Consider the following 26,000-nt stretch of genomic DNA (forward strand, 5'->3'; position numbering starts at 1 on the left):
GTAACCGTTAGCGGCTCAGGATCGCATACCGATCGCAATCGACGGTGTGGTCCATGACCATACCGCTGGCCTGCATGTAGGCATAACAGATGGTCGGGCCGACAAAGGTGAAACCGGCCTTTTTAAGTGCCTTGCTCATTGCTTCGGCCTCGGCGGTAATCGCCGGGACTTCGCTGCGATCCTTGAAGTGATTGATCTTCGGTGTACCGCCGACAAACGACCAGAGCAGCGCGACCGGGTCTTCCAGCGCCAGCCAGGCCCGCGCATTGGTGCGCACGGCCTTGAGCTTGAGGCGGTTGCGGATGATGCTCGGATCGAGCATCAGCGTCTCTATTTCGGCATCGCTCAACTGCGCCAGGCGCTCGACGTCAAAGCCGTGCAGCACTTCGCGATAACGCGCCCGCCGCTTGAGAATCGTGATCCACGACAGCCCGGCCTGGAACCCTTCGAGCAAAAGCAACTCGAAGAGCTTCTGCGCATCGCGCAGCGGCACTCCCCACTCCTGATCGTGATAAGCGATGTACAGGGGGTCTTCGTTGCACCAAAAGCAGCGTGTCATAGGGCTCCCAAGGAGTGGACGTGCGGCCGAATCGGGTATACTCCCGCTCTTTGAATCGCAGCCCAGCACAGGTGAAATTTGTGAGCCAGCCTACGCCAGCCGTGCGTACCTTCCAAGACTTGATCCTCGCCCTCCAGCAATACTGGGCAGAACAAGGTTGCGTGGTACTTCAGCCCTACGATATGGAAGTAGGCGCCGGCACGTTCCACACTGCCACGTTTCTGCGCGCCGTAGGCCCGGAAACCTGGAACGCCGCTTACGTACAGCCAAGCCGTCGCCCGACTGACGGCCGCTACGGCGAAAACCCGAACCGCCTGCAGCACTATTACCAGTTTCAGGTGATTCTCAAGCCGAACCCGGACAACTTCCAGGAACTGTACCTGGGCTCGCTCAAGCACATCGGCCTCGATCCGCTGGTGCACGACGTGCGCTTCGTCGAAGACAACTGGGAATCGCCGACGCTGGGCGCCTGGGGTCTGGGCTGGGAGATCTGGCTCAACGGCATGGAAGTCTCGCAGTTCACCTACTTCCAGCAGGTCGGTGGCCTGGAGTGCTACCCGGTCACCGGCGAAATCACGTATGGCCTCGAGCGTCTGGCGATGTACCAGCAGGGCGTGGACTCGGTCTACGATCTGGTCTGGGCTGACGGTCCGTTCGGCAAAGTGACCTACGGCGACGTGTTCCACCAGAACGAGGTGGAGCAGTCGACCTACAACTTCGAACACGCCAACGTCGACAAACTGTTCGAGCTGTTCGACTTCTACGAAAGCGAAGCCGCACGCCTGATCGAGCTGGAGCTGCCATTGCCCGGCTACGAAATGGTCCTCAAGGCCTCGCACACCTTCAACCTGCTGGATGCCCGTCGCGCGATTTCCGTGACGGCGCGTCAGCAGTACATCCTGCGCGTACGCACATTGGCCCGTTCGGTGGCTCAGGCCTACCTGCAGGCCCGCGCCCGTCTCGGCTTCCCGATGGCGCCGCCCGATCTACGCGATGAAGTGTTGGCCAAGCTGGAGGCAGCGCAATGAGTGCTCAAGATTTTCTGGTCGAACTGGGCACCGAAGAACTGCCACCCAAGACCCTCGTCTCGCTGGCCGATGCGTTTCTCGCCGGTATTGAAAAAGGCATCACAGGCGCAGGTCTGACCTACAGCGCCAAGCAGGTCTACGCAGCACCGCGTCGTCTGGCCGTGCTGATTACCGCACTGGCCACGCAACAACCGGATCGCAGCGTCAACCTCGATGGCCCGCCGCGTCAGGCAGCGTTCGATGCCGACGGTAACCCGACTCAGGCCGCCCTGGGCTTCGCCAAGAAGTGCGGCGTCGACCTGAGCGAAATCGATCAGAGCGGTCCGAAACTGCGTTACAGCCAGACCATCCTCGGCAAGCCGACGACGTCCCTGTTGCCGACCATCGTCGAAGACTCGCTGAACGACCTGCCGATTGCCAAGCGCATGCGCTGGGGTGCTCGCAAGGAAGAGTTCGTGCGGCCGACCCAGTGGCTGGTGATGCTGTTCGGTGATCAAGTGGTGGACTGCACGATCCTTGCCCAGAGCGCGGGTCGTCATTCGCGCGGTCATCGCTTCCATCATCCGCAAGACGTGCGCATTTCTTCGCCTGCCGGTTACCTCAGCGACCTGCGCGCCGCTCATGTGCTGGCCGACTTCAACGAACGTCGGCAGATCATCAGCAAGCGCGTCGACGAGCTGGCCACCCAACAGGAAGGCACCGCCATCGTGCCGCCAAGTCTGCTGGACGAAGTGGCCGGTCTGGTCGAATGGCCGGTTCCGCTGGTGTGTTCATTCGAAGAGCGCTTCCTGGAAGTCCCTCAGGAAGCCTTGATTACCACCATGCAGGACAACCAGAAATACTTCTGCCTGCTGGATGTCGACGGCAAGCTGCTGCCGCGCTTCATCACCGTGGCCAACATCGAGAGCAAGGACCCGGCACAGATCATCGCCGGTAACGAGAAGGTGGTTCGTCCACGCCTGACCGACGCCGAGTTCTTCTTCAAGCAGGACAAGAAGCAGAAGCTGGAAACCTTCAACGATCGCCTGAAGAACGTCGTGTTCCAGGCGCAGTTGGGCAGCGTGTTCGACAAGGCCGAGCGTGTGTCGAAACTGGCCGCTTACATCGCCCCCCGCATCGGCGGCGACGCCCAGCGTGCTGCGCGGGCCGGTCTGCTGTCCAAGTGCGACCTGTCGAGCGAGATGGTCGGCGAGTTTCCGGAAATGCAGGGCATTGCCGGTTATTACTACGCCAAGGCCGACGGCGAGCCTGAAGATGTCGCACTGGCGCTCAATGAGCAGTACATGCCGCGTGGCGCAGGTGCCGAACTGCCAACCACACTGACCGGTGCTGCGGTGGCAATTGCCGACAAGCTCGACACGCTGGTTGGCATCTTCGGGATCGGCATGCTGCCTACCGGCAGCAAGGACCCCTATGCACTGCGTCGTGCGGCACTGGGCATCCTGCGTATCCTGATCGAGAAGAAGCTCGATCTGAACCTGATCGAAACGGTGAAGTTCGCCGTCACGCAGTTCGGCGCGAAGATCAAGCCAGCCGGTCTGGCGGAACAGGTGCTCGACTTCATCTTCGATCGTCTGCGTGCGCGCTATGAAGACGAAGGCGTCGACGTGGCGGTGTACCTTTCGGTGCGTGCCCTGCAACCGGCTTCGGCGCTGGATTTCGATCAACGCGTCCAGGCAGTCCAGGCCTTCCGCAAACTGCCACAGGCCGCAGCACTGGCCGCAGTGAACAAACGTGTATCGAACCTCTTGAGCAAGGCCGAGGGCAGCATTGCCCAGACCGTCGAGCCCAAGTATTTCGACAACGCCAACGAGTTCTCGCTGTACTCGGCCATCCAGCAGGCCGATCACGCGATCCAGCCGATGGCTGCCGAGCGTCAGTACAGCGAATCGCTGGCGCGTCTGGCGATGTTGCGTGAGCCGGTCGATGCGTTTTTCGAAGCCGTGATGGTCAACGCGGAAGACGCCAACGTGCGTGCCAACCGTTATGCCCTGTTGTCGCGTTTGCGCGGTCTGTTCCTCGGCGTCGCCGACATCTCGTTGCTGGGCTGACAAGGAGTCGCTGTGAAACTGCTGATACTTGATCGGGATGGCGTGATCAATCATGACTCCGACGCTTACATAAAGTCGGTGGCGGAGTGGCTGCCCATTCCTGGCTCGATCGAAGCTATCGCAGCGCTAAGCAAGGCCGGCTGGACGGTGGCCGTTGCCACCAACCAGTCCGGCATTGCCCGAGGTTATTATGATCTGGCCACTCTGGATGCCATGCACGTGCGCTTGCGCAAGCTGGTGGCAGAGCAGGGTGGCGAGGTCGGTTTGATCGTCTATTGCCCGCATGGGCCAGACGATGGCTGTACCTGCCGCAAGCCCAGACCCGGGATGCTGCAGGCTATCGCCCGTCATTACACCGTGGACCTCAAAGGTCTCTGGTTCGTGGGCGACAGCAAAGGTGACCTGCAGGCCGCACAAGCCGTCGATTCTCAGCCTGTGCTGGTGATGACCGGCAAAGGCCGCAAGACGATGGAAGGCGGAGTGCCGGCAGGCACGTTGATTTTTGACGATCTGGCGGCAGTTGCCGCAGAACTTATCCACAACAGCGCTCACTGAACAGTCAGCTCTTCAGGTTCAGGACGCTCAAGGAGCGGGCACCTGCCCGTACGGTAAACGTAACTATGTCGATCATGCAGGCAATCAGGACCTTCTTCTTCTACCTGTTGCTGGGCACCAGCTCGCTGTTGTGGTGCACGTTGAGTTTTTTCATTGCGCCTTTTCTGCCGTTCAAAGCCCGCTATCGCTTCATTAACGTCTATTGGTGCCGCTGCGCCATCTGGCTGACCAAGGTGTTCCTGAACATCAAGGTAGAAGTGACTGGCGCCGAAAACGTACCGAAAACCCCCTGCGTGATCATCTCCAACCACCAGAGCACCTGGGAGACGTTCTTTCTGTCGGCGTATTTCGAGCCGATGAGCCAGGTCCTCAAGCGTGAACTGCTGTATGTGCCGTTCTTTGGCTGGGCGATGGCAATGCTGCGCCCGATCGCCATTGACCGCGAAAACCCGAAAGCCGCACTCAGGGAGATTGCCAAGAAGGGCGACGAGTTGCTCAAGGATGGCGTCTGGGTATTGATCTTCCCGGAGGGCACACGCGTGCCTTACGGCCAGGTCGGCAAATTCTCTCGCGGCGGTACTGCGTTGGCGGTAAACGCTGATCTGCCAGTCCTGCCTATCGCGCATAACGCAGGCAAGTACTGGCCCCGCGACGGCTGGGCGAAAAAGCCAGGCACCATTCACGTGGTGATCGGCGAGCCGATGTACGCAGAGGGCTCAGGCCCACGTGCCATCGCTGCGTTGAATGAGCGCGTTCAGACCTGGAATGAGGATACGCAACGGGCGATGGGCTCGCCTGCTGTACCTGTTGCAACTCCCGAAAAAGTCCCGGCGTGATTTTGTGGATAACCTGTGTACGGTTTTTTTGAAACCGCGCAAAAAGACGATCTAACCTGCTAATTCATATACATATTTTTTCAGGCTATAAAAACCGGAAAAACGTGCATAAGTTTTGATGATGTATCAGAAACCGACCTTTAAAAGGTCGGTTTTTTTATGCGCAACGCGTCGGTGAAGCCTCAAGCCGATATTGCCGTGCAGGCACTCCGAAGCGCTGGCGGAAGACTCTGCTGAAGTAAGCGACATCACTGAATCCCCAACGCCAGGCGATCTCACTGATCTGTCGATTGGCGAGTAATGGCTCGCGCAGGTCACTGGCGCAGCGTTGCAACCGAGAGGCCAGCAGGTAACGTCCGAACGAGGTCTGTTCATCCTGAAACAAGCTGCTGATATAGCGCGTACTGACTCCGAACCGGACGCTGACACTGGCCAGAGACAGTTTTGTATCTGCCAGGTTGGCCTGGATATGATCCTTGATGCGCAGCAGCAAGCCACTGCGTCTTGAACCTTGTGCCTGCCCTTCGACCCGTTCGGACAACGCCATTGCCAGCAAGTCCAGCCCTTGTTCGGTTATCCGCGCCTGTTGTGATTCGCCTACCCGGTTCTCGAGTGCAGCCAGGCCGGTAAAAAAGTCGAAGACCAGTCCATTGAGCGGGTCATCGCGAGACAGTGATAACGCAGTCAGATACTCCAGATTACACAGACGCTGCTGCAGGCTGTTGCGCGGGATTTGCACCACAGTCTGTCTGAAAGCACTGTCGAAGTGCAGCCGGTAGGGGCGACGAGTGTCGTAGATGGCAAAGTCGCCGACCTCCAATAGCGCTTCGCGCCCCTCTTGAGAAACCTGCGCCCGGCCTTCAAGCGCCAGACTCACCAATACGAACTCGTCGTCACTACGCGAAATACTCGAGGTATCTCGGACGACTGTCTGACTGCAGGCCTGCACCTCTACCAAGGCCAGTCCTGCAATGCTGTGCGAGCGCAAACGACCGTGGAAATTTTGTCGATCCGAGAAGGCACATTTCAGCGGTACGAAGGTACTGCACACCACTTCCTGCCAGAACTCTGCTCGTTCCTGCACAGCAATACTGTTGGTGTCTAAATAAATGCTCATCGCGTTCAACCTGCATTTCGATGCGTCAAGCCAACCGCCATGCAAGTCTGAAACCATTCCTGTCGGCCTGCCCGTTCCAGTCAAAAAGCCGTTCCTTTTCGTCCTAATACCGTCGCCAGAAAAGCCCATAGCCTGTGGCCATCCAACAGCCACATGAGTTTTTGACGATGAAAGAGCCCTTGAAAGTCGCCTGTGTACAGGCCGCGCCGGTATTTCTGGATCTGGACGCCACCGTAGACAAGACCATCGCCCTGATGGAGCAGGCGGCAGCCGCCGGAGCCGGTCTGATTGCATTCCCCGAAACGTGGATTCCGGGCTATCCGTGGTTTTTGTGGCTGGACGCACCGGCCTGGAACATGCCACTGGTGCAGCGCTATCACCAGCAGTCTCTGGTGCTGGACAGCGTCCAGGCCCGGCGTATCAGCGATGCGGCTCGCCATCTCGGTCTCTATGTGGTGCTGGGTTACAGCGAGCGACACAAAGCGTCGCTGTATATCGGTCAGTGGATCATCGACGATCGCGGTGAAACGGTTGGCGTGCGTCGCAAGCTCAAGGCTACCCATGTAGAACGTACGATGTTCGGCGAAGGCGACGGCGCCTCATTGCGTACGTTTGAAACGCCTGTCGGCGTTCTGGGCGCGCTTTGCTGCTGGGAGCACCTGCAACCGCTTTCCAAGTACGCCATGTATGCGCAGAACGAACAGATCCACGTCGCCGCCTGGCCGAGCTTCAGCCTGTACCGCAGTGCCACAAGCGCCTTGGGGCCTGAGGTCAATACTGCGGCTTCGCGGATTTATGCCGCAGAGGGGCAGTGCTTTGTCCTCGCACCCTGTGCAGTCGTTTCCTCTGAAATGATCGAGATGCTCTGCGACAGTGACGCCAAGCGCAGCCTGTTGCAGGCCGGTGGCGGGCACGCACGCATTTTCGGTCCGGACGGAAGTGATCTGGCAACTCCGCTGGGCGAACATGAGGAAGGCCTGCTCTACGCAACACTTGATCCAGCCGCATTGACCTTCGCCAAGGTAGCAGCCGACCCGACTGGACATTACTCACGTCCCGACGTCACTCGTCTGATGTTCAATCCGAATCCCACCCCATGTGTAGTCGATCTACCAGGCCTGCCGATCAGCAGCGAGTGCATCGAGTTGCTTCAGCCTGACATCGCGCTGGAGGTGTGACATGCATTCAGCCATTCCTGAACATCTGCGCAAGCCGCGTAAGCTGAACAGCAATCTGCCGGAGGGCTATCAACCACCTTTTCCTGCATGGTCCGCGCGTTTCGATCCGCTGGCAGGGCAGGTGGTGATGGCTTATTTCGGCGTCCAGTCCTTGCATCCGGTAGGTCTGCCAGAACTGGCAGCGATAACCACTCGGTTCGATAGCGATTCAGGACCGCGGTATTGGGACAGCGCACGTTGCGTGGACGCCAATGGTTTCCATACCTGCATAGCCATCGCTTACTGGCACGACGTGGACGCTTTCAATCAGTGGCGCAACAGCTCGGGTTTCGCGCTCTGGTGGCAAGACCCGGCTCGTGAAACCGGGCCACTGGGATGGTTCCTCGAGGTCGTCTGCCCGAGTGCCGAGCGTTTCGAAACATTGTTTTCCGCGCCGGATGTACCTGAAGGCGTTACGCATCTGGCCAGTCACATGAGTGAACCTATTCAGGAACACGCGTACTGGGGCAGTTCCCGCGATCGTATCCCTCTGGCCCAGACCGATGCACTGACAGGCAGCAGCAATCCTTCCAGTGCGAACGCGCTGTGCGTCGGCAGGGTGCGTATGTCGGGGCGCGATAACCTGTGCCTGATTCGATCCGGACAGGACTGGAGCAGCACCACCGGACAGGAACGCGATAGGTATCTGAACGACATACAACCCGTGCTACAGCGCGGCATGACGTTTCTGCGCGACGAAGGCGCCACTGTCGGCTGCCTGAGCTGTCGCTTCATGCAAGCGCTGGACAGCGACACCGGCGAACCCTTGGAGAAGAGTTTTGGCCTCGCCTGGTTCGATGACCTGAGTAACCTGGAGCGCTGGGCAAAGACTCATCCCACTCATGTGGCGATCTTCGGCGGCTTCATGCAGTACGTACAGACCCTTAACTTTCAGGTCCAGTTGCGCCTCTACCACGAGATCGCAGTGATCCCCAGTGAGGCCCAGTATTTCGAATACCTCAACTGCCATCCCGGCAGTGGCTTGCTCAGCCGCTGATACGCATCATCCTTGAGGAAGCAGATCATGCAACGACTCACCCTGATTACCCGTTCAGCGCTAGCCATCTCTACCTTGCTGTGTTCAATTCAGGTCCAGGCCGTACTCGGCAAGGATCTGGAAGTGGAGGAGGGGTTCCGGGAGAAGGCACGTTTGAATCTGCGACTGGCGAAACTGTTTTAGAGCACAAACAAAAACCCCGGCTTTCGCCGGGGTTGATGTTTGCTCATACGCTCATCAGAAGTCCAGGTTGGACACTGCCAGCGCATTACTCTCGATGAAGTCACGACGTGGCTCGACCGCATCACCCATGAGGGTGTTGAAGATCTGGTCAGCGCCGATGGCGTCTTCGATAGTGACCTTCAGCATGCGACGCACACTCGGGTCCATGGTGGTTTCCCACAGTTGGTCCGGGTTCATCTCACCCAGACCTTTGTAGCGCTGGATGGTGTGGCGCTTGGTGCTTTCGGCCATCAGCCAGGCAAGGGCTTCCTTGAACTCGGTGACGGGCTTCTTGCGCTCGCCACGTTGCACGTAGGCACCTTCTTCCAGAAGCGTGCTGATCTGCGCGCCCAGAGCGGTAACGGTCTTGTAGTCGTTGCTGCCGAAGAAGTCGCGGTTGAAGGTGACGTAGTTCGACAGGCCGTGGGAGATCAGTTCGACCTCTGGCAGCCAGACGTTACGTTCACGGTCTTCACGCAGGCTGGCCTTGTAGACCAAACCTGACTTCTCACCGGTACGCAGACGCGCGTCGAACAGTGCCAGCCAGGCCTGCATGCCCTCGTGATCAGACAGCTGCTCGAGCGTGATCGGCGGCAGGTAGACGAAGTGCTCGGTCAGTTCCTGTGGGTACAGACGCGACAGGCGCTTGAGCGTCTTCATGACCATGCGGAAGTCATTGACCAGCTTCTCCAGCGCGGTACCGGAGATACCCGGAGCCGATTCGCTAAGGTGAAGGCTGGCGTCTTCAAGGGCCGATTGGGTCATGTATTCTTCCATGGCCTCGTCGTCCTTGATGTACTGCTCCTGCTTGCCTTTCTTGACCTTGTACAGTGGCGGCTGAGCGATGTAGATGTAGCCACGCTCGATCAGCTCGGGCAACTGACGGAAGAAGAAGGTCAGCAGCAGGGTACGGATGTGCGAGCCGTCGACGTCAGCATCGGTCATGATGATGATGTTGTGATAACGCAACTTGTCGATGTTGTACTCTTCACGGCCAATACCGCAGCCCAGCGCAGTGATCAAGGTGCCCACTTCCTGCGAAGAGATCATCTTGTCGAAACGCGCTTTTTCAACGTTCAGGATCTTGCCCTTGAGCGGCAGGATGGCCTGGGTTCTACGATTACGCCCCTGCTTGGCTGATCCGCCAGCAGAGTCCCCTTCCACCAGGTACAGTTCGGAGAGGGCTGGGTCTTTTTCCTGGCAGTCCGCCAGTTTGCCGGGCAGGCCAGCGATATCCAGCGCGCCTTTACGACGAGTCATCTCACGCGCCTTGCGCGCAGCTTCCCGGGCACGGGCTGCGTCGATCATCTTGCCGACAACTGCTTTGGCTTCGTTCGGGTTTTCCAACAGGAAGTCGGAGAAGTACTTGCCCATTTCCTGTTCGACAGCCGTTTTGACTTCAGACGAAACCAGCTTGTCCTTGGTCTGCGAGCTGAACTTCGGATCAGGCACCTTGACCGAAATGATCGCAGTCAGACCTTCACGCGCATCGTCGCCGGTGGTCGCGACCTTGTGCTTCTTGGCCAGACCTTCCTGCTCGATGTAGTTGTTCAGGTTACGCGTCAGCGCAGAACGGAAACCCACCAGGTGAGTACCGCCATCACGCTGCGGAATGTTGTTGGTGAAACACAGCAGGTTCTCGTTGAAGCTGTCGTTCCACTGCAGCGCAATCTCGACACCAATGCCGTCGTCGCGTTGAATATTGAAGTGGAACACCTGATTGACCGGCGTCTTGTTGGTGTTCAGGTATTCAACGAATGCACGCAGACCACCTTCATATTTGAACAGCTCTTCCTTACCGCTACGTTCGTCCTTGAGGACAATGCCGACACCGGAGTTAAGGAAGGACAGTTCGCGAATCCGCTTGGCCAGGATGTCCCAGCTGAAGTGGATATTCTTGAACGTTTCAGCGGAAGGCTTGAAGTGGATCTGGGTGCCCGTGGTGTCACTTTCACCGACGATTTTCATCGGTTCCTGTGGAACACCATGCACGTAAGTCTGCTCCCAGATCTTGCCGCTGCGACGAACCGTCAGCAACAGAATTTCTGAAAGGGCGTTAACAACAGATACACCTACACCGTGCAAACCGCCGGATACCTTGTAGGAGTTATCATCGAACTTACCGCCAGCGTGGAGCACGGTCATGATGACCTCGGCTGCCGACACGCCTTCTTCTTTATGCACGTCTACCGGAATACCGCGGCCGTTGTCGCGCACGGTGATAGATTCGTCTGGATGGATGATGATGCTGATGTCGTCGCAATGGCCTGCCAATGCTTCGTCGATCGAGTTATCAACCACCTCGAACACCATATGGTGCAGACCGCTGCCATCGTCTGTATCACCGATGTACATTCCGGGACGCTTGCGTACGGCATCAAGTCCTTTCAGCACCTTAATGCTGGACGAGTCGTACGTTTGGTTTTCGCTCATGCAATCACTCCCGATGGTCGTGGGTCTGGGTGATACGGCCTTGTTCCACGTGGAACAAAGCGACTGGCGTTTCCGTCTGCCAGCCTTCCCTCAAAAATTCTTGATCTACACAGGTGATAAACACCTGGCAGCGTAATTCTTCCAGCAAGCGGCAAAGTGCGCGTCGATGGTTGTCATCCAGCTCGGAGGGCAAATCATCTACCAGGTAAATACACTGGCCTCGACGGACCTGGCTGACCAGATGTCCCTGAGCAATACGCAGTGCACAGACCACCAGCTTTTGCTGACCGCGAGACAGAATATCTGCCGCATTATGCGCGCCTAATCTAAGGCGCAGGTCAGCTCGCTGTGGTCCGGCCTGGGTGTGGCCCATTTGCTGATCGCGGTGGAGGGAAGAGGCGAGCACTGCACTTAGCTCTTTTTCCTTGTCCCATCCCCGGTAGTAGCTCAGGGTCAAACCTTCAAGCTCGACAAGTTCGCTCAAAGTCTGTTCAAAGACTGGCTTCAATGCCTTGATATACGCCCGGCGGAACTCGTCGATCTCGTCACTCGCCGAGCACAGCTCACGGTCCCATGCCGCCTGTGAAGCGGCGTCAAGTGTACCATGCCGAAGCCACGAGTTTCGCTGCTTGAGGGCCTTCTGCAGGCGCTGCCACGTGGCCATAAAGCGAGGTTCCACGTGGAACACTCCCCAATCCAAAAATTGCCTGCGTATCTTCGGCGCGCCTTCTAGCAGTCTAAAGCTGTCAGGGTTGATGAGCTGCAGCGGCAGAATTTCCGCAAGCTGGGCAGCGCTTCTGGCGTTCTGCCCGTCGATACGAATCTGGAACTCACCTTGGCGATCGCGTGAAACACCCAGATTGCTGTGTCCACCTTGTGCAAGATCGACCTGACCGAAGACCGTACATGAAGGCTGCTCATACTGGATGACGGGCAGCAAGCGACTGCTGCGAAACGAGCGGGCGATACCCAGCAGATGGATAGCTTCCAGCACGCTGGTTTTGCCACTGCCGTTAGCGCCGTAGAGGATATTGATACGCGGGGAGGGGGAGAGGGTCACCGGGTGCAGATTGCGCACCCCGGTGACCGAGACGCGACTAAGAGACATCTAGGTTGCGCTGGACATGAAGTTACAGACGCATCGGCATGACGACGTAGGCGGAATCGTCGTTATCGGACTCTTGCACCAAGGCGCTGCTGTTGGAGTCGGACAGAATCAAACGCACCTGTTCGGTCGTCATGACGCCCAGCACGTCAAGCAGGTAGCTCACGTTGAAACCGATCTCCAGCGAGTCACCGTTGTACTCGACGCTGATTTCTTCTTCCGCTTCTTCCTGCTCGGGGTTGTTGGCCTGAATCTTCAATTGACCGCTGGCCAGTTGCAGACGGATGCCACGGTACTTCTCGTTGGACAGAATCGCCGTCCGGCTGAACGCCTCACGCAGTGCCTGACGATCACCGAGCACCAGCTTGTCACCACCTTTAGGCAGCACTCGCTCGTAGTCAGGGAACTTGCCATCCACCAGTTTGGAAGTGAAGGTGAATTCGCCAGTGGTCGCACGGATGTGATGCTGACCCAGAACGATGCTGACCATACCGTCCTGCTCGGTCAGCAGGCGCGCCATTTCGAGAATACCTTTACGTGGAACGATCACCTGATGACGATCAGCATGTTCGATATCGGCAGACATCGAGCACATCGCCAGACGATGGCCGTCGGTAGCCACGGCGCGCAAGATGCCCGCACTCACTTCCAGCAACATACCATTGAGGTAGTAACGAACGTCCTGTTGGGCCATTGCAAAGCTGGTGCGCTCGATCAGGCGGCGCAGTTTGCTCTGCACCAGGTTGAACGTCAGCGAACCCGGGCCTTCTTCGACGGTCGGGAAGTCATTGGCGGGCAAGGTAGACAGGGTGAACCGGCTACGCCCCGCCTTGACGATCAGCTTCGAGTCGTCGAGCTTGATATCGATCAGCGCGTCGTTGGACAGGCTTTTGCAAATGTCCATGAGCTTGCGCGCAGGAACCGTGATCTCTCCAGGTTCGGCGGGCTCTTCCAGCTGGACGCGGCCAACCAGTTCGACTTCCAGATCCGTACCGGTCAGCGACAGTTGCTGACCTTCTACGACCAGGAGCACATTGGAAAGAACCGGCAAGGTCTGGCGGCGTTCGACGACGCCGGCGACCAATTGCAGGGGTTTCAACAGGGCTTCGCGTTGAATGGTGAAATGCATGGTCTAGTCCCTTGCCTTGATGAGCTGCACTGGCGTTATCACGTAGTCAGAGTGCGCAGCAGGTTCTTGTAGTCCTCGCGGATATCCGCATCGGATTCCTTGAGCTCGTTGATCTTTCGGCACGCGTGCAAGACGGTCGTGTGGTCACGGCCACCAAACACGTCACCGATTTCCGGAAGACTGTGGTTGGTGAGTTCCTTGGAGAGCGCCATCGCGACCTGGCGAGGCCGGGCGACAGAGCGGGAACGACGCTTGGACAGCAGATCGGAGATCTTGATCTTGTAGTACTCGGCGACGGTGCGCTGAATGTTATCCACACTGACCAGCTTGTCCTGCAACGCCAGCAAGTCCTTCAGCGACTCACGAATCAGCTCGATGGTGATGTCGCGGCCCATGAAGTGCGAGTGAGCGATGACGCGCTTGAGCGCACCTTCCAGCTCTCTGACGTTGGAGCGAATGCGCTGGGCAATGAAGAACGCTGCGTCATGAGGCAGATCGACCTTGGCCTGATCTGCTTTTTTCATGAGGATCGCGACGCGGGTTTCCAGCTCCGGAGGCTCGACGGCAACCGTCAGGCCCCAGCCGAAACGCGACTTGAGTCGTTCTTCAAGGCCTTCGATTTCCTTGGGATAGCGGTCGCTGGTCAGAATGACCTGCTGTCCGCCTTCCAGCAGCGCGTTGAACGTGTGGAAAAACTCTTCCTGCGAGCGTTCCTTGCGGGCGAAAAACTGGATGTCATCGATCAGCAGTGCATCGACTGAACGGTAGAAACGCTTGAACTCGTTGATTGCATTGAGCTGCAAGGCCTTGACCATATCTGCGACGAAGCGCTCCGAGTGCAGGTACACGACCTTGGCGTTCGGATTCTTCTTCAGCAGGTGGTTACCTACTGCGTGCATCAAGTGAGTTTTACCGAGACCGACACCGCCATAAAGGAACAGCGGGTTGTAGCCATGCTTGGGGTTGTCGGCAACCTGCCAGGCCGCAGCGCGTGCCAGCTGGTTGGACTTACCCTCCACGAAATTCTCGAACGTGAACGTACGGTTCAGGTAACTGGTGTGCTTGAGCGCGCCTTCTACCTGAACGGTACGCTGTTCTGCGCGAGCGGGCGCCTGTTGCGAGCTGGCACCTGCCATCGGATCAAAGCTGTCACGCGACGGCTCGTCGTGTGCTGCAACGTTCTGAACAGGTGCCGGCGTCGCCACGGCAGCAACCGGAGCAGCTGTGGCAGGAGCCGGTGCCGAGACGCTGCTGACCGAATTGGCAGACAGTGCCTGGGACGCTGCGGCGGCCAATGGCGCATTCGGAGCGGCACGGGGTGCGGAGCTGCGCTTGCTTCCTATTAATAAGGAAAGAGCAGGGGCCATCCCTTGACCGTGTTCGCCGAGAAGCTCAAGCAAACGACCGAGGTATTTTTCGTTGACCCAATCGAGAACAAAACGATTTGGTGCGTACACACGCAACTCGTCGCCTTCGGCTTCGACCTGTAGCGGACGGATCCAAGTGTTGAATTGCTGGGCAGGCAGCTCATCGCGCAAAAGCTCCACGCACTGCTGCCAAAGTTCCACTGACACGGATATCCCCTGAGTTGAAAGCCGGTGAGGCAAAAACAGCCGCCATTGTAACGACCCAGAGGCGACTTATCCACATGTAGGTTGCTCACAGAGAGCTATAAATCAACGATTTATGCATGAAGCAGACGACAAACGGTCAACACATAAGCTCTGTGGATAACCCATCTTCAGCCCATTGCATAAGTCAGGCGTAAACTCTGTGCATAACTCGCCTGTGGATAAAAAGGCGTTCCATGCACAGCTTTTCCGAAGGTCCGGCACAGGCAGGGCACCGCTTCTCGACAACCTTTCTGACCTCTGTACACATTGAATAACAAGGGCTGTAAGATGTTATCCACAGAAAGGCGCTGCGTAAGAGTTATAAGCTTTATAAAGAAGCTTTAAATACTCTCTTTTTTTTATTTCTATAACCGGAGCGGGTTAGCGTAGCGGTGAACGAAAGGAAGAGGGCGCCCAGCTATAAAAAGATGCCTATGAAGAAAAGCTGGTTGGAAATTGACCTGCGAGCCTGCTTTCTCTAGAATCCCCGGTCTCTTAAAACGGGGGCCATTCCGGCCCGTAGTGGACGAACCAGGTAACACGCCATGAAACGTACTTTCCAACCCAGCACTATCAAGCGCGCCCGCACCCACGGTTTCCGTGCACGCATGGCCACCAAAAACGGCCGCGCAGTTCTTTCGCGTCGTCGTGCCAAAGGCCGTAAGCGTCTGGCAGTTTGATAAATCGGCACAGGAGGTGAGTCGAGACTTCAGTCGGGAAAAGCGTTTGCTCACTCCCCGGCATTTCAAGGCAGTCTTTGACTCCCCTACCGGCAAGGTTCCGGGGAAAAATCTCCTGCTCCTTGCGCGCAACAACGACCTCGATCATCCCCGCCTGGGGCTTGTGATAGGTAAAAAGAGCGTGAAGCTCTCCGTCGAGCGCAATCGTTTGAAACGCCTGATGCGCGAATCATTTCGCCAACACCAAGACAGTTTGGTCGGTTGGGATATCGTTATCGTCGCGCGCAAAGGCTTGGGTGACGTAGAAAACCCTGAACTGATTCAGCATTTCGGCAAGCTCTGGAAACGTCTGGCGCGTAGCCGACCCATTCCGGAAGAAAAATCCGAACCTGCAGGGGTAGACAGTCCAGATGCGTAAACTGGCACTCGTTCCGATCCAGTTCTATCGCTATGCCATTAGCCCGCTGATGGCCAGTCACTGTCGTTTCTACCCCAGTTGCTCCTGCTACGCGTATGAAGCCATCGAAAATCATGGCCTTTTGCGCGGTGGCTGGCTGTCAATTCGTCGTCTTGGTCGCTGTCACCCATGGAATCCCGGTGGTTATGACCCGGTTCCAGCTATCCCCACCTCCCGTTCTTCTTCGATGGCCGAGTAATCATGGATATTAAACGCACGATCCTGATCGTCGCCCTGGCAATCGTGACCTACGTCGGGGTTCTGAAATGGAACCAAGACTATGGCCAGGCTGCCATGCCGACCCAGAATGTTGCAGCCAGCAGCACCGCACCGGGTATTCCGGACACGGCCGCTGGTACTAATGGTTCTGCAAGTGCCGATGTTCCAAGCGCAAGCGCTACTGCCAATACGGCTGCAGCACCTCTTGAAACTCCGGCCGTAGCCAGCAAAGACCTTATCCACGTCAAGACCGATGTGCTCGATCTGGCGATCGATCCGGTGGGTGGCGACGTCGTTCAGCTTCGTTTGCCTCTGTACCCGCGTCGTCAGGATCGTCCTGACGTTCCGTTCCAGTTGTTCGACAACGGCGGCGAGCGTACTTTTCTGGCACAAAGCGGCCTGACCGGGACCAATGGTCCGGATGCACGCGCTGCCGGTCGTCCGGTTTACACCTCCACACAAAAGACTTATCAACTGGCTGATGGCCAGGACACGATGGTCGTGGATCTGAAATTCTCGGAAAACGGCGTCAATTACATCAAGCGCTTCACCTTCAAGCGCGGTCTGTACGATCTGGTCATGACTTACGTTGTGGATAACCAGAGCGCACAACCCTGGTCCGGTAATCTGTTCGCGCAATTGAAGCGCGATGCCAGCTCCGATCCTTCTTCGACGACTGCTACTGGCACCGCTACCTACCTGGGCGCTGCCCTGTGGACTGCGGCCGAGCCGTACAAGAAAGTGTCGATGAAAGATATCGACAAGGGCCAGGTCAAGGAAACTGTCCAGGGCGGTTGGGTTGCATGGCTGCAGCACTACTTCGTGACTGCGTGGATTCCCGATCACAATGCCACCAACGCTGTTCAGACCCGCAAAGATAGCCAGGGCAACTACATCATCGGCTTCACCAGCCCGACTCTCTCGGTTGCACCCGGTGCACAAGGTGAAACCAGCGCTACCCTGTATGCAGGTCCGAAAAGCCAGGCGGTACTCAAAGAGTTATCCCCAGGTCTGGAGCTGACCGTCGATTATGGTTTCCTGTGGTTCATTGCCCAGCCTATCTTCTGGCTGCTGCAACATATCCACGCCATCCTCGGCAACTGGGGCTGGTCGATCATTGTCCTGACCATGCTGATCAAAGGCCTTTTCTTCCCGCTTTCCGCAGCCAGCTACAAGTCGATGGCACGCATGCGCGCCGTGGCTCCGAAGCTTGCATTGCTGAAAGAGCAGCATGGCGATGATCGTCAGAAGATGTCCCAGGCAATGATGGAGCTGTACAAGAAAGAGAAGATCAACCCGCTGGGTGGATGCTTGCCGATTCTTGTACAAATGCCGGTTTTCCTTTCGCTGTACTGGGTACTCCTGGAAAGCGTGGAAATGCGTCAGGCACCGTGGATCCTGTGGATAACCGACCTGTCGATCAAGGACCCGTTCTTCATCCTGCCGATCATCATGGGCGCGACCATGTTCATCCAGCAGCGTTTGAACCCGACTCCGCCGGACCCGATGCAGGCCAAGGTCATGAAAATGATGCCGATCATTTTCACGTTCTTCTTCCTGTGGTTCCCTGCCGGTCTGGTTCTGTACTGGGTTGTGAACAACACCCTGTCGATCGCTCAGCAGGCTTACATCACTCGCAAGATCGAAGCGGCTACCAAGAAAGCAGCTGTCTGATCTAACCTGTGAATAAGTTCTACAAGACGCCCCCTCGTGGGGCGTTTTGCTATCCGTCATTTGTCCGGGAGCCGGAGCATGAACGTTCCTCGTGAAACCATTGCCGCCATCGCCACAGCCCAGGGGCGGGGCGGTGTTGGTATTGTCAGGGTGTCAGGTCCTCTGGCGGGCAGGGCCGCCGAAGCCATTATCGGTCGGACCCTCAAGCCACGATTTGCCCATTACGGACCTTTTGTCGATGATGCCGGACAGGTACTCGATGAAGGGATCGCGCTGTATTTTCCGGGACCCAACTCGTTCACCGGCGAGGACGTGCTGGAACTTCAGGGCCACGGCGGTCCCATCGTTCTGGACATGCTGCTGCAGCGCTGCCTGCAACTGGGCAGCAGACTGGCTCGTCCGGGCGAGTTCAGTGAGCGCGCCTTTCTCAATGACAAGCTGGATCTTGCCCAGGCAGAAGCCATTGCCGACCTGATCGAGGCGAGTTCTGCACAGGCAGCGCGCAATGCACTGCGCTCTTTGCAGGGTGCTTTTTCGCGGCGTGTGGATAACTTGACCGAGAAATTGATCAGCCTGCGCATCTATGTGGAAGCTGCAATCGACTTCCCCGAAGAGGAAATCGACTTCCTTGCCGATGGCCACGTTCTGAACATGCTGGATGACGTACGTGCCGAGTTATCCACAGTGTTGCGTGAAGCCGGGCAGGGTGCCCTGTTACGCGACGGCATGACCGTAGTGATTGCCGGACGCCCCAATGCGGGCAAATCCAGTCTGCTGAATGCTTTGGCGGGCAGGGAGGCGGCAATTGTCACCGAGATCGCCGGCACAACCCGCGATGTACTGCGTGAACATATCCACATAGACGGAATGCCCTTGCACGTCGTCGACACAGCGGGGCTGCGGGATACCCAAGACCAGGTGGAAATGATCGGCGTGCAGCGCGCACTCAAGGCCATCGGCGAAGCTGACCGGATTCTGCTGGTGGTGGATGCGACCGCTCCGGAGGCAGCAGACCCGTTCGCACTGTGGCCGGAATTCCTCGAGCAGCGCCCGGACCCGTCGAAAGTCACGCTGATACGCAACAAGGCAGATCTGAGTGGAGACCCCGTCGATCTGCAAACCAGCGTAGATGGCCACGTCACCATCAGCCTGAGCGCCAGGTCTGGTGGCGAAGGGCTTGAACTGCTGCGCGAGCATCTCAAGGCCTGCATGGGCTATGAACAAACCTCGGAAAGCAGCTTCAGCGCGCGTCGACGCCACCTTGAAGCGCTGCGCCATGCCAGTGACTCTCTGGAACACGGCAGAGCTCAACTCACCCTGGCGGGGGCCGGAGAGCTGCTGGCCGAAGACCTGCGTCAGGCACAGCAAGCGCTTGGCGAGATCACCGGCGCATTCAGTTCCGACGACCTCCTTGGCAGAATCTTCTCCAGCTTCTGCATAGGCAAGTAAACCTTCTGGCATGGCATGGCCCGGCCTGGGTCATGCCTTCAAGTACCACGAGACGCCTCTTTCAGCTGGAGTGTTATCCACATATTCGGCTTTTTCCTCCTTTAACTTTGCTTCGACACCTGAATCTGACCAACAGAAATGCCTGAGGGAAGGATTTTCTGTGCCTGATTTTTGATGAAGAGCCGGTTTTTTGTGGATTAAGCCCTGTGAATAACTGCCCTTTAGCTCAGTGGGTAAGCAGGGTGCAAACCTGAAGATAAATGCCCCTGTGGACAAGTGGCTATCTTATCAACAGGCTCAGGACGGTTATCCAAACCCCTCATCCCCACATGAACACAGACTTTTGAATCTCTGTACACATTGAAAATAAAGGCTCGTAGAGATCTATCCACAGAAAGGTAGCTCAGTAAGAATAAACATAAAAACAAGGCTTTATAAACTTTCTTTCCTTTTTATTTTCTTTATCCGCGACTTTTCCACAGCTGGTTAAATTTTGTCCAACGGGTTTCATTCAGGTGGGGTAAGTCCCTATACTTGTCAGCTATCCCAATTTCTCATCGACAACAGGCACGAGGTGCGTGGTGGATTTCCCTTCCCGTTTTGAAGTGATCGTCATCGGTGGCGGTCATGCCGGTACCGAGGCCGCACTGGCGTCGGCACGCATGGGTGTCAAAACCCTGTTGCTGACCCACAACGTGGAAACACTCGGCCAGATGAGTTGCAACCCGGCCATCGGTGGTATCGGTAAAAGCCATCTGGTCAAGGAAATCGACGCCTTGGGCGGCGCCATGGCCATGGCTACTGACAAGGGCGGTATCCAGTTCCGCGTGCTGAACAGCCGCAAGGGGCCGGCCGTACGTGCCACCCGTGCGCAGGCAGATCGCGTGCTGTACAAGGCAGCCATTCGTGAAACTCTGGAAAATCAGCCGAATCTGTGGATATTTCAGCAAGCCTGCGATGACCTGATCGTTGAACAGGATCAAGTGCGCGGCGTCGTGACCCAGATGGGTATGCGCATATTTGCCGATTCAGTGGTGTTGACCACAGGTACGTTCCTTGGCGGACTTATCCACATCGGTATGCAAAATTATTCGGGCGGTCGGGCAGGTGATCCTCCTTCGATCGCATTGGCGCAAAGACTGCGTGAACTGCCGCTGCGCGTCGGCCGCCTGAAAACCGGGACCCCGCCACGGATTGACGGACGTTCTGTGGATTTTTCGGTGATGACCGAGCAACCAGGTGACACACCGATTCCGGTCATGTCGTTCCTGGGCAACAAGGAACAGCATCCGCCGCAGGTCAGTTGCTGGATTACGCACACCAACGCGCGGACTCACGAAATCATTGCGTCCAACCTCGATCGCTCGCCGATGTATTCGGGCGTGATCGAAGGTATTGGTCCGCGTTACTGCCCGTCGATCGAAGACAAGATCCACCGGTTTGCCGACAAGGAAAGCCATCAGGTCTTCATCGAGCCGGAAGGATTGACCACGCACGAGCTGTACCCGAACGGTATCTCCACGTCGTTGCCATTCGATGTGCAACTGCAGATCGTCCGGTCGATTCGCGGCATGGAGAATGCACACATCGTTCGTCCTGGTTACGCCATCGAATATGACTATTTCGACCCGCGTGATCTGAAATACAGCCTGGAAACCAAGGTCATCGGCGGTCTGTTCTTCGCAGGCCAGATCAACGGCACGACCGGTTATGAAGAGGCCGGTGCCCAGGGTTTGCTGGCCGGGACCAATGCCGCGCTGCGCGCACAGGGTCGAGACAGCTGGTGCCCGCGTCGCGATGAAGCGTACATCGGCGTTCTGGTCGACGACCTGATCACGCTCGGTACGCAAGAGCCTTACCGGATGTTCACCTCCAGGGCCGAATACCGTTTGATCCTGCGCGAAGACAACGCTGATTTGCGACTCACCGAAAAAGGCCGCGAACTGGGCCTGGTCGACGACGCCCGCTGGGCCGCGTTCTGCACCAAGCGTGAAAGCATCGAGCTGGAAGAGCAGCGTTTGAAAAGTACCTGGGTACGTCCCGGTACCGAGCAGGGCGATGCGATTGCTGCACACTTCGGCACGCCACTGACCCACGAATACAATTTGCTCAACCTGCTGACCCGTCCGGAAATCGATTACGCCAGCCTGATTTCAATCACTGGCCAGGGCTGCATCGATCCCCAGGTCGCCGAGCAGGTAGAGATCAAGACAAAATACGCCGGTTACATTGATCGCCAGCAGGACGAAATTGCCCGTCTGCGCGCCAGTGAAGACACCCGTCTGCCGGAAGACATCGATTACGCCGCGATCTCCGGCCTGTCGAAAGAAATCCAAAGCAAGCTGGGGATAACTCGTCCGGAAACACTTGGACAGGCATCGCGTATCCCCGGCGTCACGCCTGCAGCGATATCGCTGTTGATGATCCATTTGAAAAAACGCGGCGCGGGCCGTCAGTTGGAGCAAAGCGCTTGAGTTCTATGGTCACCCCGCAACACGCCCAAGAGTTATCCACCGGTGCCCGGGAATTGGGGATTGACCTCAGCCCGGCCCAGCACGAGCAATTGCTGGCGTATCTGGCGTTGTTGATCAAGTGGAACAAGGCCTACAACCTGACTGCGGTACGCAACCCGGACGAAATGGTATCGAGGCATCTGCTCGACAGTCTCAGTGTGGTGCCCTTCATCGAAGGTACGCGCTGGATCGACGTTGGCAGCGGCGGTGGGATGCCCGGCATTCCCATGGCCATCCTGTTTCCGGAGCGCAAAGTGGCGCTGCTGGACAGCAATGGCAAGAAAACCCGGTTTCAGACCCAGGTCAAACTTGAGCTGAAACTGGATAATCTTGAAGTTATCCACAGCCGTGCAGAAAGTTATCAGCCCGAAGTGCCTTTCGACGGGATCATCTCCCGTGCATTCAGCAGCCTGGAAGACTTCACCGGCTGGACGCGTCACATGGGCGACGTCAATACACGCTGGCTGGCAATGAAAGGGCTGCATCCTGACGATGAGCTGGTAGCATTGCCCTCGGATTTTCACCTCGATAGCGCACACGCCTTGACCGTTCCGGGTTGCCAAGGCCAACGCCATCTGCTGATACTGCGCCGCACGGCATGACTGGGAACACAAGCAAGAATGGCTAAGGTATTCGCGATAGCGAACCAGAAAGGTGGGGTCGGCAAGACCACCACATGCATCAACCTCGCCGCATCGCTGGTCGCGACCAAGCGCCGTGTGCTGCTGATCGATCTCGATCCCCAGGGCAACGCGACCATGGGCAGCGGTGTGGATAAACACAACCTGGAAAACTCCGTCTACGACCTGTTGATCGGCGAATGCGATCTGGGCGAGGCCATGCAGTTTTCCGAGCACGGTGGTTATCAACTGCTTCCGGCCAACCGTGATCTGACGGCGGGCGAAGTGGTTCTGCTGGAAATGCAGATGAAAGAGAGTCGTCTGCGCAATGCGCTGGCGCCCATCCGCGAGAATTACGATTACATTCTCATCGACTGCCCACCTTCGCTGTCGATGCTGACCCTGAACGCGCTGGTTGCCGCAGACGGCGTAATTATCCCCATGCAGTGCGAGTACTTTGCACTCGAAGGTCTCAGCGACCTTGTGGATAACATCAAGCGTATTGCTGAACTGCTCAACCCGCAGCTGAAAATCGAAGGCCTGCTGCGCACCATGTATGATCCGCGGCTTAGCCTGATCAACGACGTTTCGGCGCAGCTCAAGGAACATTTCGGCGAGCAGCTGTACGACACCGTGATCCCGAGAAACATCCGTCTGGCCGAGGCACCGAGTTTCGGCATGCCCGTGCTGGCGTACGACAAGTCGTCTCGCGGTGCGCTGGCCTATCTGGCCCTGGCAAGTGAACTGGTTCGTCGTCAACGTCGCGGCGCAAAAACCGCTCAGCCAACCTAAGGAATTCCCATGGCCGTCAAGAAACGAGGTCTCGGACGTGGGTTGGACGCGCTTCTGAGCAGTCCAACCGTCAGTTCGCTGGAAGAACAGGCCGTCAAGGCCCCGCCAAGTGAGTTGCAGCATGTGCCGCTGGACCTGATCCAGCGCGGCAAGTACCAGCCGCGCCGTGACATGGACCCGCAGGCACTCGAAGAGCTCGCGCAGTCGATCAAGTCGCAGGGCGTGATGCAGCCGATCGTGGTGCGTCCTATCGGTGACAACCGCTTCGAGATCATTGCGGGCGAGCGTCGCTGGCGTGCCAGCCAGCAGGCAGGTGTCGAGACGATCCCGGCGATGGTCCGCGATGTACCGGACGAAACCGCGATTGCGATGGCGCTGATCGAGAACATCCAGCGTGAGGACCTCAACCCGATCGAAGAGGCCATGGCGCTGCAGCGCTTGCAGCAGGAGTTTCAACTGACCCAGCAGCAGGTGGCCGATGCCGTCGGCAAGTCGCGAGTCAGTGTCGCCAACCTGTTACGCCTGATTGCCTTGCCGGAGGCCATCAAGACGATGCTGTCTCATGGTGACCTGGAAATGGGCCATGCGCGTGCCTTGCTCGGCTTGGGTGAAGATCGGCAGGTCGAAGGTGCGCGACACGTTGTCGCACGCGGGCTTACCGTGCGCCAGACCGAAGCACTGGTCAGGCAGTGGCTGAGCGGCAAGGCAGAGGCTGCCGAGCCGGTGAAGACCGACCCGGACATCAGCCGGCTGGAACAGCGTCTGGCCGAGCGTCTGGGCTCTGCGGTGCAGATCCGTCATGGTCAGAAGGGCAAAGGGCAATTGGTCATCCGTTACAACTCGCTGGACGAGCTTCAGGGAGTGCTCGCTCACATCCGCTGAAACAATTGCTCTGTAGCGTATAGTCGGAAATCACTACCCGACTGTTGAATAGGGGCTTAACCGCCCCTATACTCTGCGCGCATTTTGTCGGCACAAATTATGCCAAGTTATTGATTATGGCGACCGACATCAAAGGAGCAGTTGCGATGGAATCCCGCATGCCAGACCGCTTGCCGTTCTATCGCCTGGCGGTTTTCCCGCTTTTGCTGGCTCAATTGATCGTCCTGCTCATGGCCGCATTGGTGCTGTGGCAGTGGCAAGGAGTCGTTGCAGGATATTCGGGACTCTGCGGAGGCCTGATAGCCTGGCTACCCAATTTATACTTTGCTCACAAGGCATTCCGGTTTTCCGGGGCCAGAGCAGCGCAAGCCATCGTTCGGTCGTTCTACGCCGGCGAGGCAGGCAAACTGATTTTCACGGCAGTGCTTTTTGCATTGACGTTCGCAGGTGTGAAGCCTTTGGCGCCGCTGGCTGTATTCGGCGTGTTCATGTTGATCCAGGTGGTCAACTGGTTCGCTCCCCTGCTTACGAGAACAAGACTTTCGAGACCTTAGGGCGTTTGAGGCAACCATGGCAGAGCAAACAGCTTCGGGCTATATCCAGCACCACTTGCAGAACCTTACATTCGGGCACCTGCCCAATGGCGAATGGGGCTTTGCCCACACCGCAGCGGAAGCCAAGGAAATGGGTTTCTGGGCCTTCCACGTCGATACCCTCGGCTGGTCGGTTGCGTTGGGTCTGATTTTCGTTCTGATCTTCCGCATGGCGGCCAAGAAGGCAACTTCCGGCCAGCCTGGCGCACTGCAGAACTTCGTCGAAGTGCTGGTCGAGTTCGTCGACGGTAGTGTGAAAGACAGCTTCCACGGCCGCAGCGCGGTCATCGCGCCACTGGCGTTGACCATTTTCGTCTGGGTATTCCTGATGAACGCGGTCGACCTGGTACCGGTGGACTGGATTCCACAGCTGGCGATGATGATCTCGGGTGACTCGCACATTCCGTTCCGTGCCGTTTCGACCACTGACCCGAACGCCACGCTGGGCATGGCCCTGTCCGTGTTCGCACTGATCATTTTCTACAGCATCAAGGTCAAGGGCATCGGCGGTTTCATCGGCGAACTGACCCTTCACCCGTTTGGCAGCAAGAACCTGTTCGTTCAGGCGCTGTTGATCCCGGTCAACTTCCTGCTGGAATTCGTGACGCTGATCGCCAAGCCGATTTCCCTGGCTTTGCGTCTGTTCGGCAACATGTATGCTGGCGAGCTGGTCTTCATTCTGATCGCCGTGATGTTCGGCAGCGGTCTGTTGTGGCTCAGCGGTCTGGGTGTAGTGCTGCAGTGGGCGTGGGCTGTGTTCCACATCCTGATCATCACCCTGCAAGCGTTCATCTTCATGATGCTGACCATCGTCTACCTGTCGATGGCTCACGAAGATAACCATTGAGATTCGTCTCAGGACGCGTCTGATGACCGTCTCGCCACTGGCGAGGCGGTGCCCGCAAGGGCTGATGTAGAAACGATTTTGTTTTACCGCTTCAATTAAAAAAACCTAACCAATACGACGTAAAAGTCGGGAGGAAAGATGGAAACTGTAGTTGGTCTAACCGCTATCGCTGTTGCACTGTTGATCGGCCTGGGCGCACTGGGTACTGCAATCGGTTTCGGCCTGTTGGGCGGCAAGTTCCTGGAAGGCGCAGCGCGTCAGCCGGAAATGGTTCCAATGCTGCAAGTTAAAATGTTCATCGTTGCGGGCCTGCTCGACGCCGTGACCATGATCGGTGTTGGTATCGCTCTGTTCTTCACCTTTGCGAACCCCTTCGTTGGTCAACTCGCTGGCTGATCACTCGAATTTTCGA

25 protein-coding genes are annotated in these 26,000 nt (G+C 57.4%); 19 read left to right on the forward strand and 6 right to left on the reverse strand.

The genetic code is table 11. From position 1 onward, the window contains the following. Positions 1-7: 7 nt before the first annotated feature. Positions 8-559: a DNA-3-methyladenine glycosylase I gene (locus AO388_RS16725; RefSeq protein WP_003432729.1), complete on the reverse strand. Its 552-nt coding sequence runs from the start codon at positions 557-559 to the stop codon at positions 8-10. A gap of 80 nt (positions 560-639) precedes the next feature. Here AO388_RS16725 and glyQ point away from each other — a divergent pair, with 80 nt between their 5' ends. From glyQ to AO388_RS16745, 4 genes are all read left to right on the forward strand, one after another. After that, on the forward strand, positions 640-1,587 hold the full coding sequence (gene glyQ, locus AO388_RS16730) for a glycine--tRNA ligase subunit alpha (RefSeq protein ID WP_002551326.1): 948 nt from the start codon (positions 640-642) through the stop codon (positions 1,585-1,587). Continuing rightward, on the forward strand, positions 1,584-3,638 hold the full coding sequence (gene glyS, locus AO388_RS16735; protein WP_003432731.1) for a glycine--tRNA ligase subunit beta: 2,055 nt from the start codon (positions 1,584-1,586) through the stop codon (positions 3,636-3,638). The genes glyQ and glyS overlap by 4 nt, the downstream gene beginning before the upstream one ends. A gap of 12 nt (positions 3,639-3,650) precedes the next feature. Beyond that, positions 3,651-4,193, forward strand: a complete 543-nt coding sequence (gene gmhB / locus AO388_RS16740; protein ID WP_003367814.1) for a D-glycero-beta-D-manno-heptose 1,7-bisphosphate 7-phosphatase — start codon at positions 3,651-3,653, stop codon at positions 4,191-4,193. A gap of 65 nt (positions 4,194-4,258) precedes the next feature. Then, a complete protein-coding gene (locus tag AO388_RS16745) occupies positions 4,259-5,029 on the forward strand; it encodes a lysophospholipid acyltransferase family protein (RefSeq protein ID WP_058416778.1) in 771 nt (256 codons plus the stop codon). A gap of 157 nt (positions 5,030-5,186) precedes the next feature. Here AO388_RS16745 and AO388_RS16750 read toward each other — a convergent pair whose 3' ends face one another. Beyond that, positions 5,187-6,146, reverse strand: coding sequence for a helix-turn-helix domain-containing protein (locus AO388_RS16750; RefSeq protein ID WP_058416779.1), 960 nt, complete (start codon positions 6,144-6,146; stop codon positions 5,187-5,189). A gap of 167 nt (positions 6,147-6,313) precedes the next feature. On the opposite strand from AO388_RS16750, the gene AO388_RS16755 reads away from it, so the two are divergent. From AO388_RS16755 to AO388_RS29675, 3 genes are read left to right on the forward strand one after another with little or no spacing between them, the layout of a single operon-like run. Beyond that, positions 6,314-7,324, forward strand: coding sequence for a nitrilase (locus tag AO388_RS16755; protein ID WP_058416780.1), 1,011 nt, complete (start codon positions 6,314-6,316; stop codon positions 7,322-7,324). Between the two features lies 1 nt (position 7,325). After that, positions 7,326-8,360, forward strand: a complete 1,035-nt coding sequence (locus tag AO388_RS16760) for a phenylacetaldoxime dehydratase family protein (protein ID WP_058416781.1) — start codon at positions 7,326-7,328, stop codon at positions 8,358-8,360. Between the two features lie 27 nt (positions 8,361-8,387). Beyond that, positions 8,388-8,543 (forward strand): hypothetical protein, encoded by a 156-nt coding sequence (locus AO388_RS29675; protein WP_223272502.1) that lies wholly within the window; start codon positions 8,388-8,390, stop codon positions 8,541-8,543. Between the two features lie 54 nt (positions 8,544-8,597). On the opposite strand, the gene gyrB is transcribed toward AO388_RS29675, so the two are convergent. Genes gyrB through dnaA form a run of 4 tightly spaced genes read right to left on the reverse strand, consistent with a single transcriptional unit; the run spans position 8,598 to position 14,823 of the window. Beyond that, on the reverse strand, positions 8,598-11,015 hold the full coding sequence (gene gyrB, locus AO388_RS16765; RefSeq protein ID WP_003432737.1) for a DNA topoisomerase (ATP-hydrolyzing) subunit B: 2,418 nt from the start codon (positions 11,013-11,015) through the stop codon (positions 8,598-8,600). A gap of 4 nt (positions 11,016-11,019) precedes the next feature. Next, positions 11,020-12,123 carry a DNA replication/repair protein RecF gene (gene recF, locus AO388_RS16770; protein WP_044310549.1) on the reverse strand — a complete coding sequence of 368 codons (1,104 nt, stop codon included), beginning with the start codon at positions 12,121-12,123 and terminating at the stop codon, positions 11,020-11,022. Positions 12,124-12,145: 22 nt separating this feature from the next. Beyond that, entirely contained in the window at positions 12,146-13,249 is a 1,104-nt protein-coding gene (gene dnaN / locus AO388_RS16775; RefSeq protein WP_003367826.1) for a DNA polymerase III subunit beta, read from the reverse strand. Positions 13,250-13,287: 38 nt separating this feature from the next. After that, positions 13,288-14,823: a chromosomal replication initiator protein DnaA gene (dnaA, locus tag AO388_RS16780; protein WP_054082286.1), complete on the reverse strand. Its 1,536-nt coding sequence runs from the start codon at positions 14,821-14,823 to the stop codon at positions 13,288-13,290. Positions 14,824-15,407: 584 nt separating this feature from the next. Here dnaA and rpmH point away from each other — a divergent pair. The 12 genes from rpmH to atpE all read left to right on the forward strand — a co-directional run bounded on the left by rpmH (position 15,408) and on the right by atpE (position 25,984). Next, complete coding sequence (gene rpmH, locus AO388_RS16785) at positions 15,408-15,542, forward strand: 50S ribosomal protein L34 (protein WP_002551315.1); 135 nt, start codon at positions 15,408-15,410, stop codon at positions 15,540-15,542. Between the two features lie 16 nt (positions 15,543-15,558). Then, complete coding sequence (rnpA, locus tag AO388_RS16790; RefSeq protein WP_002551314.1) at positions 15,559-15,960, forward strand: ribonuclease P protein component; 402 nt, start codon at positions 15,559-15,561, stop codon at positions 15,958-15,960. Continuing rightward, positions 15,953-16,198, forward strand: a complete 246-nt coding sequence (gene yidD, locus AO388_RS26795; protein WP_003367836.1) for a membrane protein insertion efficiency factor YidD — start codon at positions 15,953-15,955, stop codon at positions 16,196-16,198. Before rnpA ends, yidD begins: the two co-directional genes overlap by 8 nt. 2 nt (positions 16,199-16,200) lie before the next feature. Next, entirely contained in the window at positions 16,201-17,892 is a 1,692-nt protein-coding gene (yidC, locus tag AO388_RS16795) for a membrane protein insertase YidC (RefSeq protein WP_003367838.1), read from the forward strand. 78 nt (positions 17,893-17,970) lie between these two features. Continuing rightward, complete coding sequence (gene mnmE / locus AO388_RS16800) at positions 17,971-19,341, forward strand: tRNA uridine-5-carboxymethylaminomethyl(34) synthesis GTPase MnmE (protein WP_003367840.1); 1,371 nt, start codon at positions 17,971-17,973, stop codon at positions 19,339-19,341. Between the two features lie 581 nt (positions 19,342-19,922). Beyond that, complete coding sequence (gene mnmG, locus AO388_RS16805; protein ID WP_003367842.1) at positions 19,923-21,815, forward strand: tRNA uridine-5-carboxymethylaminomethyl(34) synthesis enzyme MnmG; 1,893 nt, start codon at positions 19,923-19,925, stop codon at positions 21,813-21,815. Continuing rightward, the gene (gene rsmG, locus AO388_RS16810) at positions 21,812-22,456 is read left to right on the forward strand and encodes a 16S rRNA (guanine(527)-N(7))-methyltransferase RsmG (protein WP_003367844.1); all 645 of its coding nucleotides are present in this window, start codon (positions 21,812-21,814) and stop codon (positions 22,454-22,456) included. Before mnmG ends, rsmG begins: the two co-directional genes overlap by 4 nt. Before the next feature lie 18 nt (positions 22,457-22,474). Then, positions 22,475-23,266, forward strand: coding sequence for a ParA family protein (locus tag AO388_RS16815; RefSeq protein ID WP_002555991.1), 792 nt, complete (start codon positions 22,475-22,477; stop codon positions 23,264-23,266). Positions 23,267-23,275: 9 nt separating this feature from the next. Next, positions 23,276-24,148, forward strand: coding sequence for a ParB/RepB/Spo0J family partition protein (locus AO388_RS16820; protein WP_003315951.1), 873 nt, complete (start codon positions 23,276-23,278; stop codon positions 24,146-24,148). A gap of 146 nt (positions 24,149-24,294) precedes the next feature. Next, positions 24,295-24,702 carry a F0F1 ATP synthase subunit I gene (locus tag AO388_RS16825; RefSeq protein ID WP_002555989.1) on the forward strand — a complete coding sequence of 136 codons (408 nt, stop codon included), beginning with the start codon at positions 24,295-24,297 and terminating at the stop codon, positions 24,700-24,702. Positions 24,703-24,718: 16 nt separating this feature from the next. Then, the gene (gene atpB / locus AO388_RS16830) at positions 24,719-25,588 is read left to right on the forward strand and encodes a F0F1 ATP synthase subunit A (protein ID WP_003315954.1); all 870 of its coding nucleotides are present in this window, start codon (positions 24,719-24,721) and stop codon (positions 25,586-25,588) included. 138 nt (positions 25,589-25,726) lie between these two features. Next, positions 25,727-25,984: a F0F1 ATP synthase subunit C gene (gene atpE, locus AO388_RS16835; RefSeq protein WP_002555987.1), complete on the forward strand. Its 258-nt coding sequence runs from the start codon at positions 25,727-25,729 to the stop codon at positions 25,982-25,984. Positions 25,985-26,000 lie beyond the last annotated feature (16 nt).

The organism is Pseudomonas sp. ICMP 10191 (genome assembly GCF_001467335.1).
In the GTDB taxonomy this organism is placed as follows: Bacteria; Pseudomonadota; Gammaproteobacteria; order Pseudomonadales; family Pseudomonadaceae; genus Aquipseudomonas; species Aquipseudomonas cerasi.

Excerpts from the sequence above, each read along its gene's own strand:
- AO388_RS16750 (WP_058416779.1), bottom strand. The coding sequence starts at position 6,146 with ATGAGCATTTATTTAGACACCAACAGTATTGCTGTGCAGGAACGAGCA.
- glyS (WP_003432731.1), top strand. The coding sequence starts at position 1,584 with ATGAGTGCTCAAGATTTTCTGGTCGAACTGGGCACCGAAGAACTGCCA.
- dnaN (WP_003367826.1), bottom strand. The coding sequence starts at position 13,249 with ATGCATTTCACCATTCAACGCGAAGCCCTGTTGAAACCCCTGCAATTG.
- gyrB (WP_003432737.1), bottom strand. The coding sequence starts at position 11,015 with ATGAGCGAAAACCAAACGTACGACTCGTCCAGCATTAAGGTGCTGAAA.
- AO388_RS16760 (WP_058416781.1), top strand. The coding sequence starts at position 7,326 with ATGCATTCAGCCATTCCTGAACATCTGCGCAAGCCGCGTAAGCTGAAC.
- AO388_RS16755 (WP_058416780.1), top strand. The coding sequence starts at position 6,314 with ATGAAAGAGCCCTTGAAAGTCGCCTGTGTACAGGCCGCGCCGGTATTT.
- AO388_RS16725 (WP_003432729.1), bottom strand. The coding sequence starts at position 559 with ATGACACGCTGCTTTTGGTGCAACGAAGACCCCCTGTACATCGCTTAT.
- atpB (WP_003315954.1), top strand. The coding sequence starts at position 24,719 with ATGGCAGAGCAAACAGCTTCGGGCTATATCCAGCACCACTTGCAGAAC.
- recF (WP_044310549.1), bottom strand. The coding sequence starts at position 12,123 with ATGTCTCTTAGTCGCGTCTCGGTCACCGGGGTGCGCAATCTGCACCCG.
- AO388_RS29675 (WP_223272502.1), top strand. The coding sequence starts at position 8,388 with ATGCAACGACTCACCCTGATTACCCGTTCAGCGCTAGCCATCTCTACC.
- AO388_RS16815 (WP_002555991.1), top strand. The coding sequence starts at position 22,475 with ATGGCTAAGGTATTCGCGATAGCGAACCAGAAAGGTGGGGTCGGCAAG.
- AO388_RS16825 (WP_002555989.1), top strand. The coding sequence starts at position 24,295 with ATGGAATCCCGCATGCCAGACCGCTTGCCGTTCTATCGCCTGGCGGTT.
- mnmE (WP_003367840.1), top strand. The coding sequence starts at position 17,971 with ATGAACGTTCCTCGTGAAACCATTGCCGCCATCGCCACAGCCCAGGGG.
- yidD (WP_003367836.1), top strand. The coding sequence starts at position 15,953 with ATGCGTAAACTGGCACTCGTTCCGATCCAGTTCTATCGCTATGCCATT.
- AO388_RS16745 (WP_058416778.1), top strand. The coding sequence starts at position 4,259 with ATGTCGATCATGCAGGCAATCAGGACCTTCTTCTTCTACCTGTTGCTG.
- yidC (WP_003367838.1), top strand. The coding sequence starts at position 16,201 with ATGGATATTAAACGCACGATCCTGATCGTCGCCCTGGCAATCGTGACC.
- rpmH (WP_002551315.1), top strand. The coding sequence starts at position 15,408 with ATGAAACGTACTTTCCAACCCAGCACTATCAAGCGCGCCCGCACCCAC.
- atpE (WP_002555987.1), top strand. The coding sequence starts at position 25,727 with ATGGAAACTGTAGTTGGTCTAACCGCTATCGCTGTTGCACTGTTGATC.
- AO388_RS16820 (WP_003315951.1), top strand. The coding sequence starts at position 23,276 with ATGGCCGTCAAGAAACGAGGTCTCGGACGTGGGTTGGACGCGCTTCTG.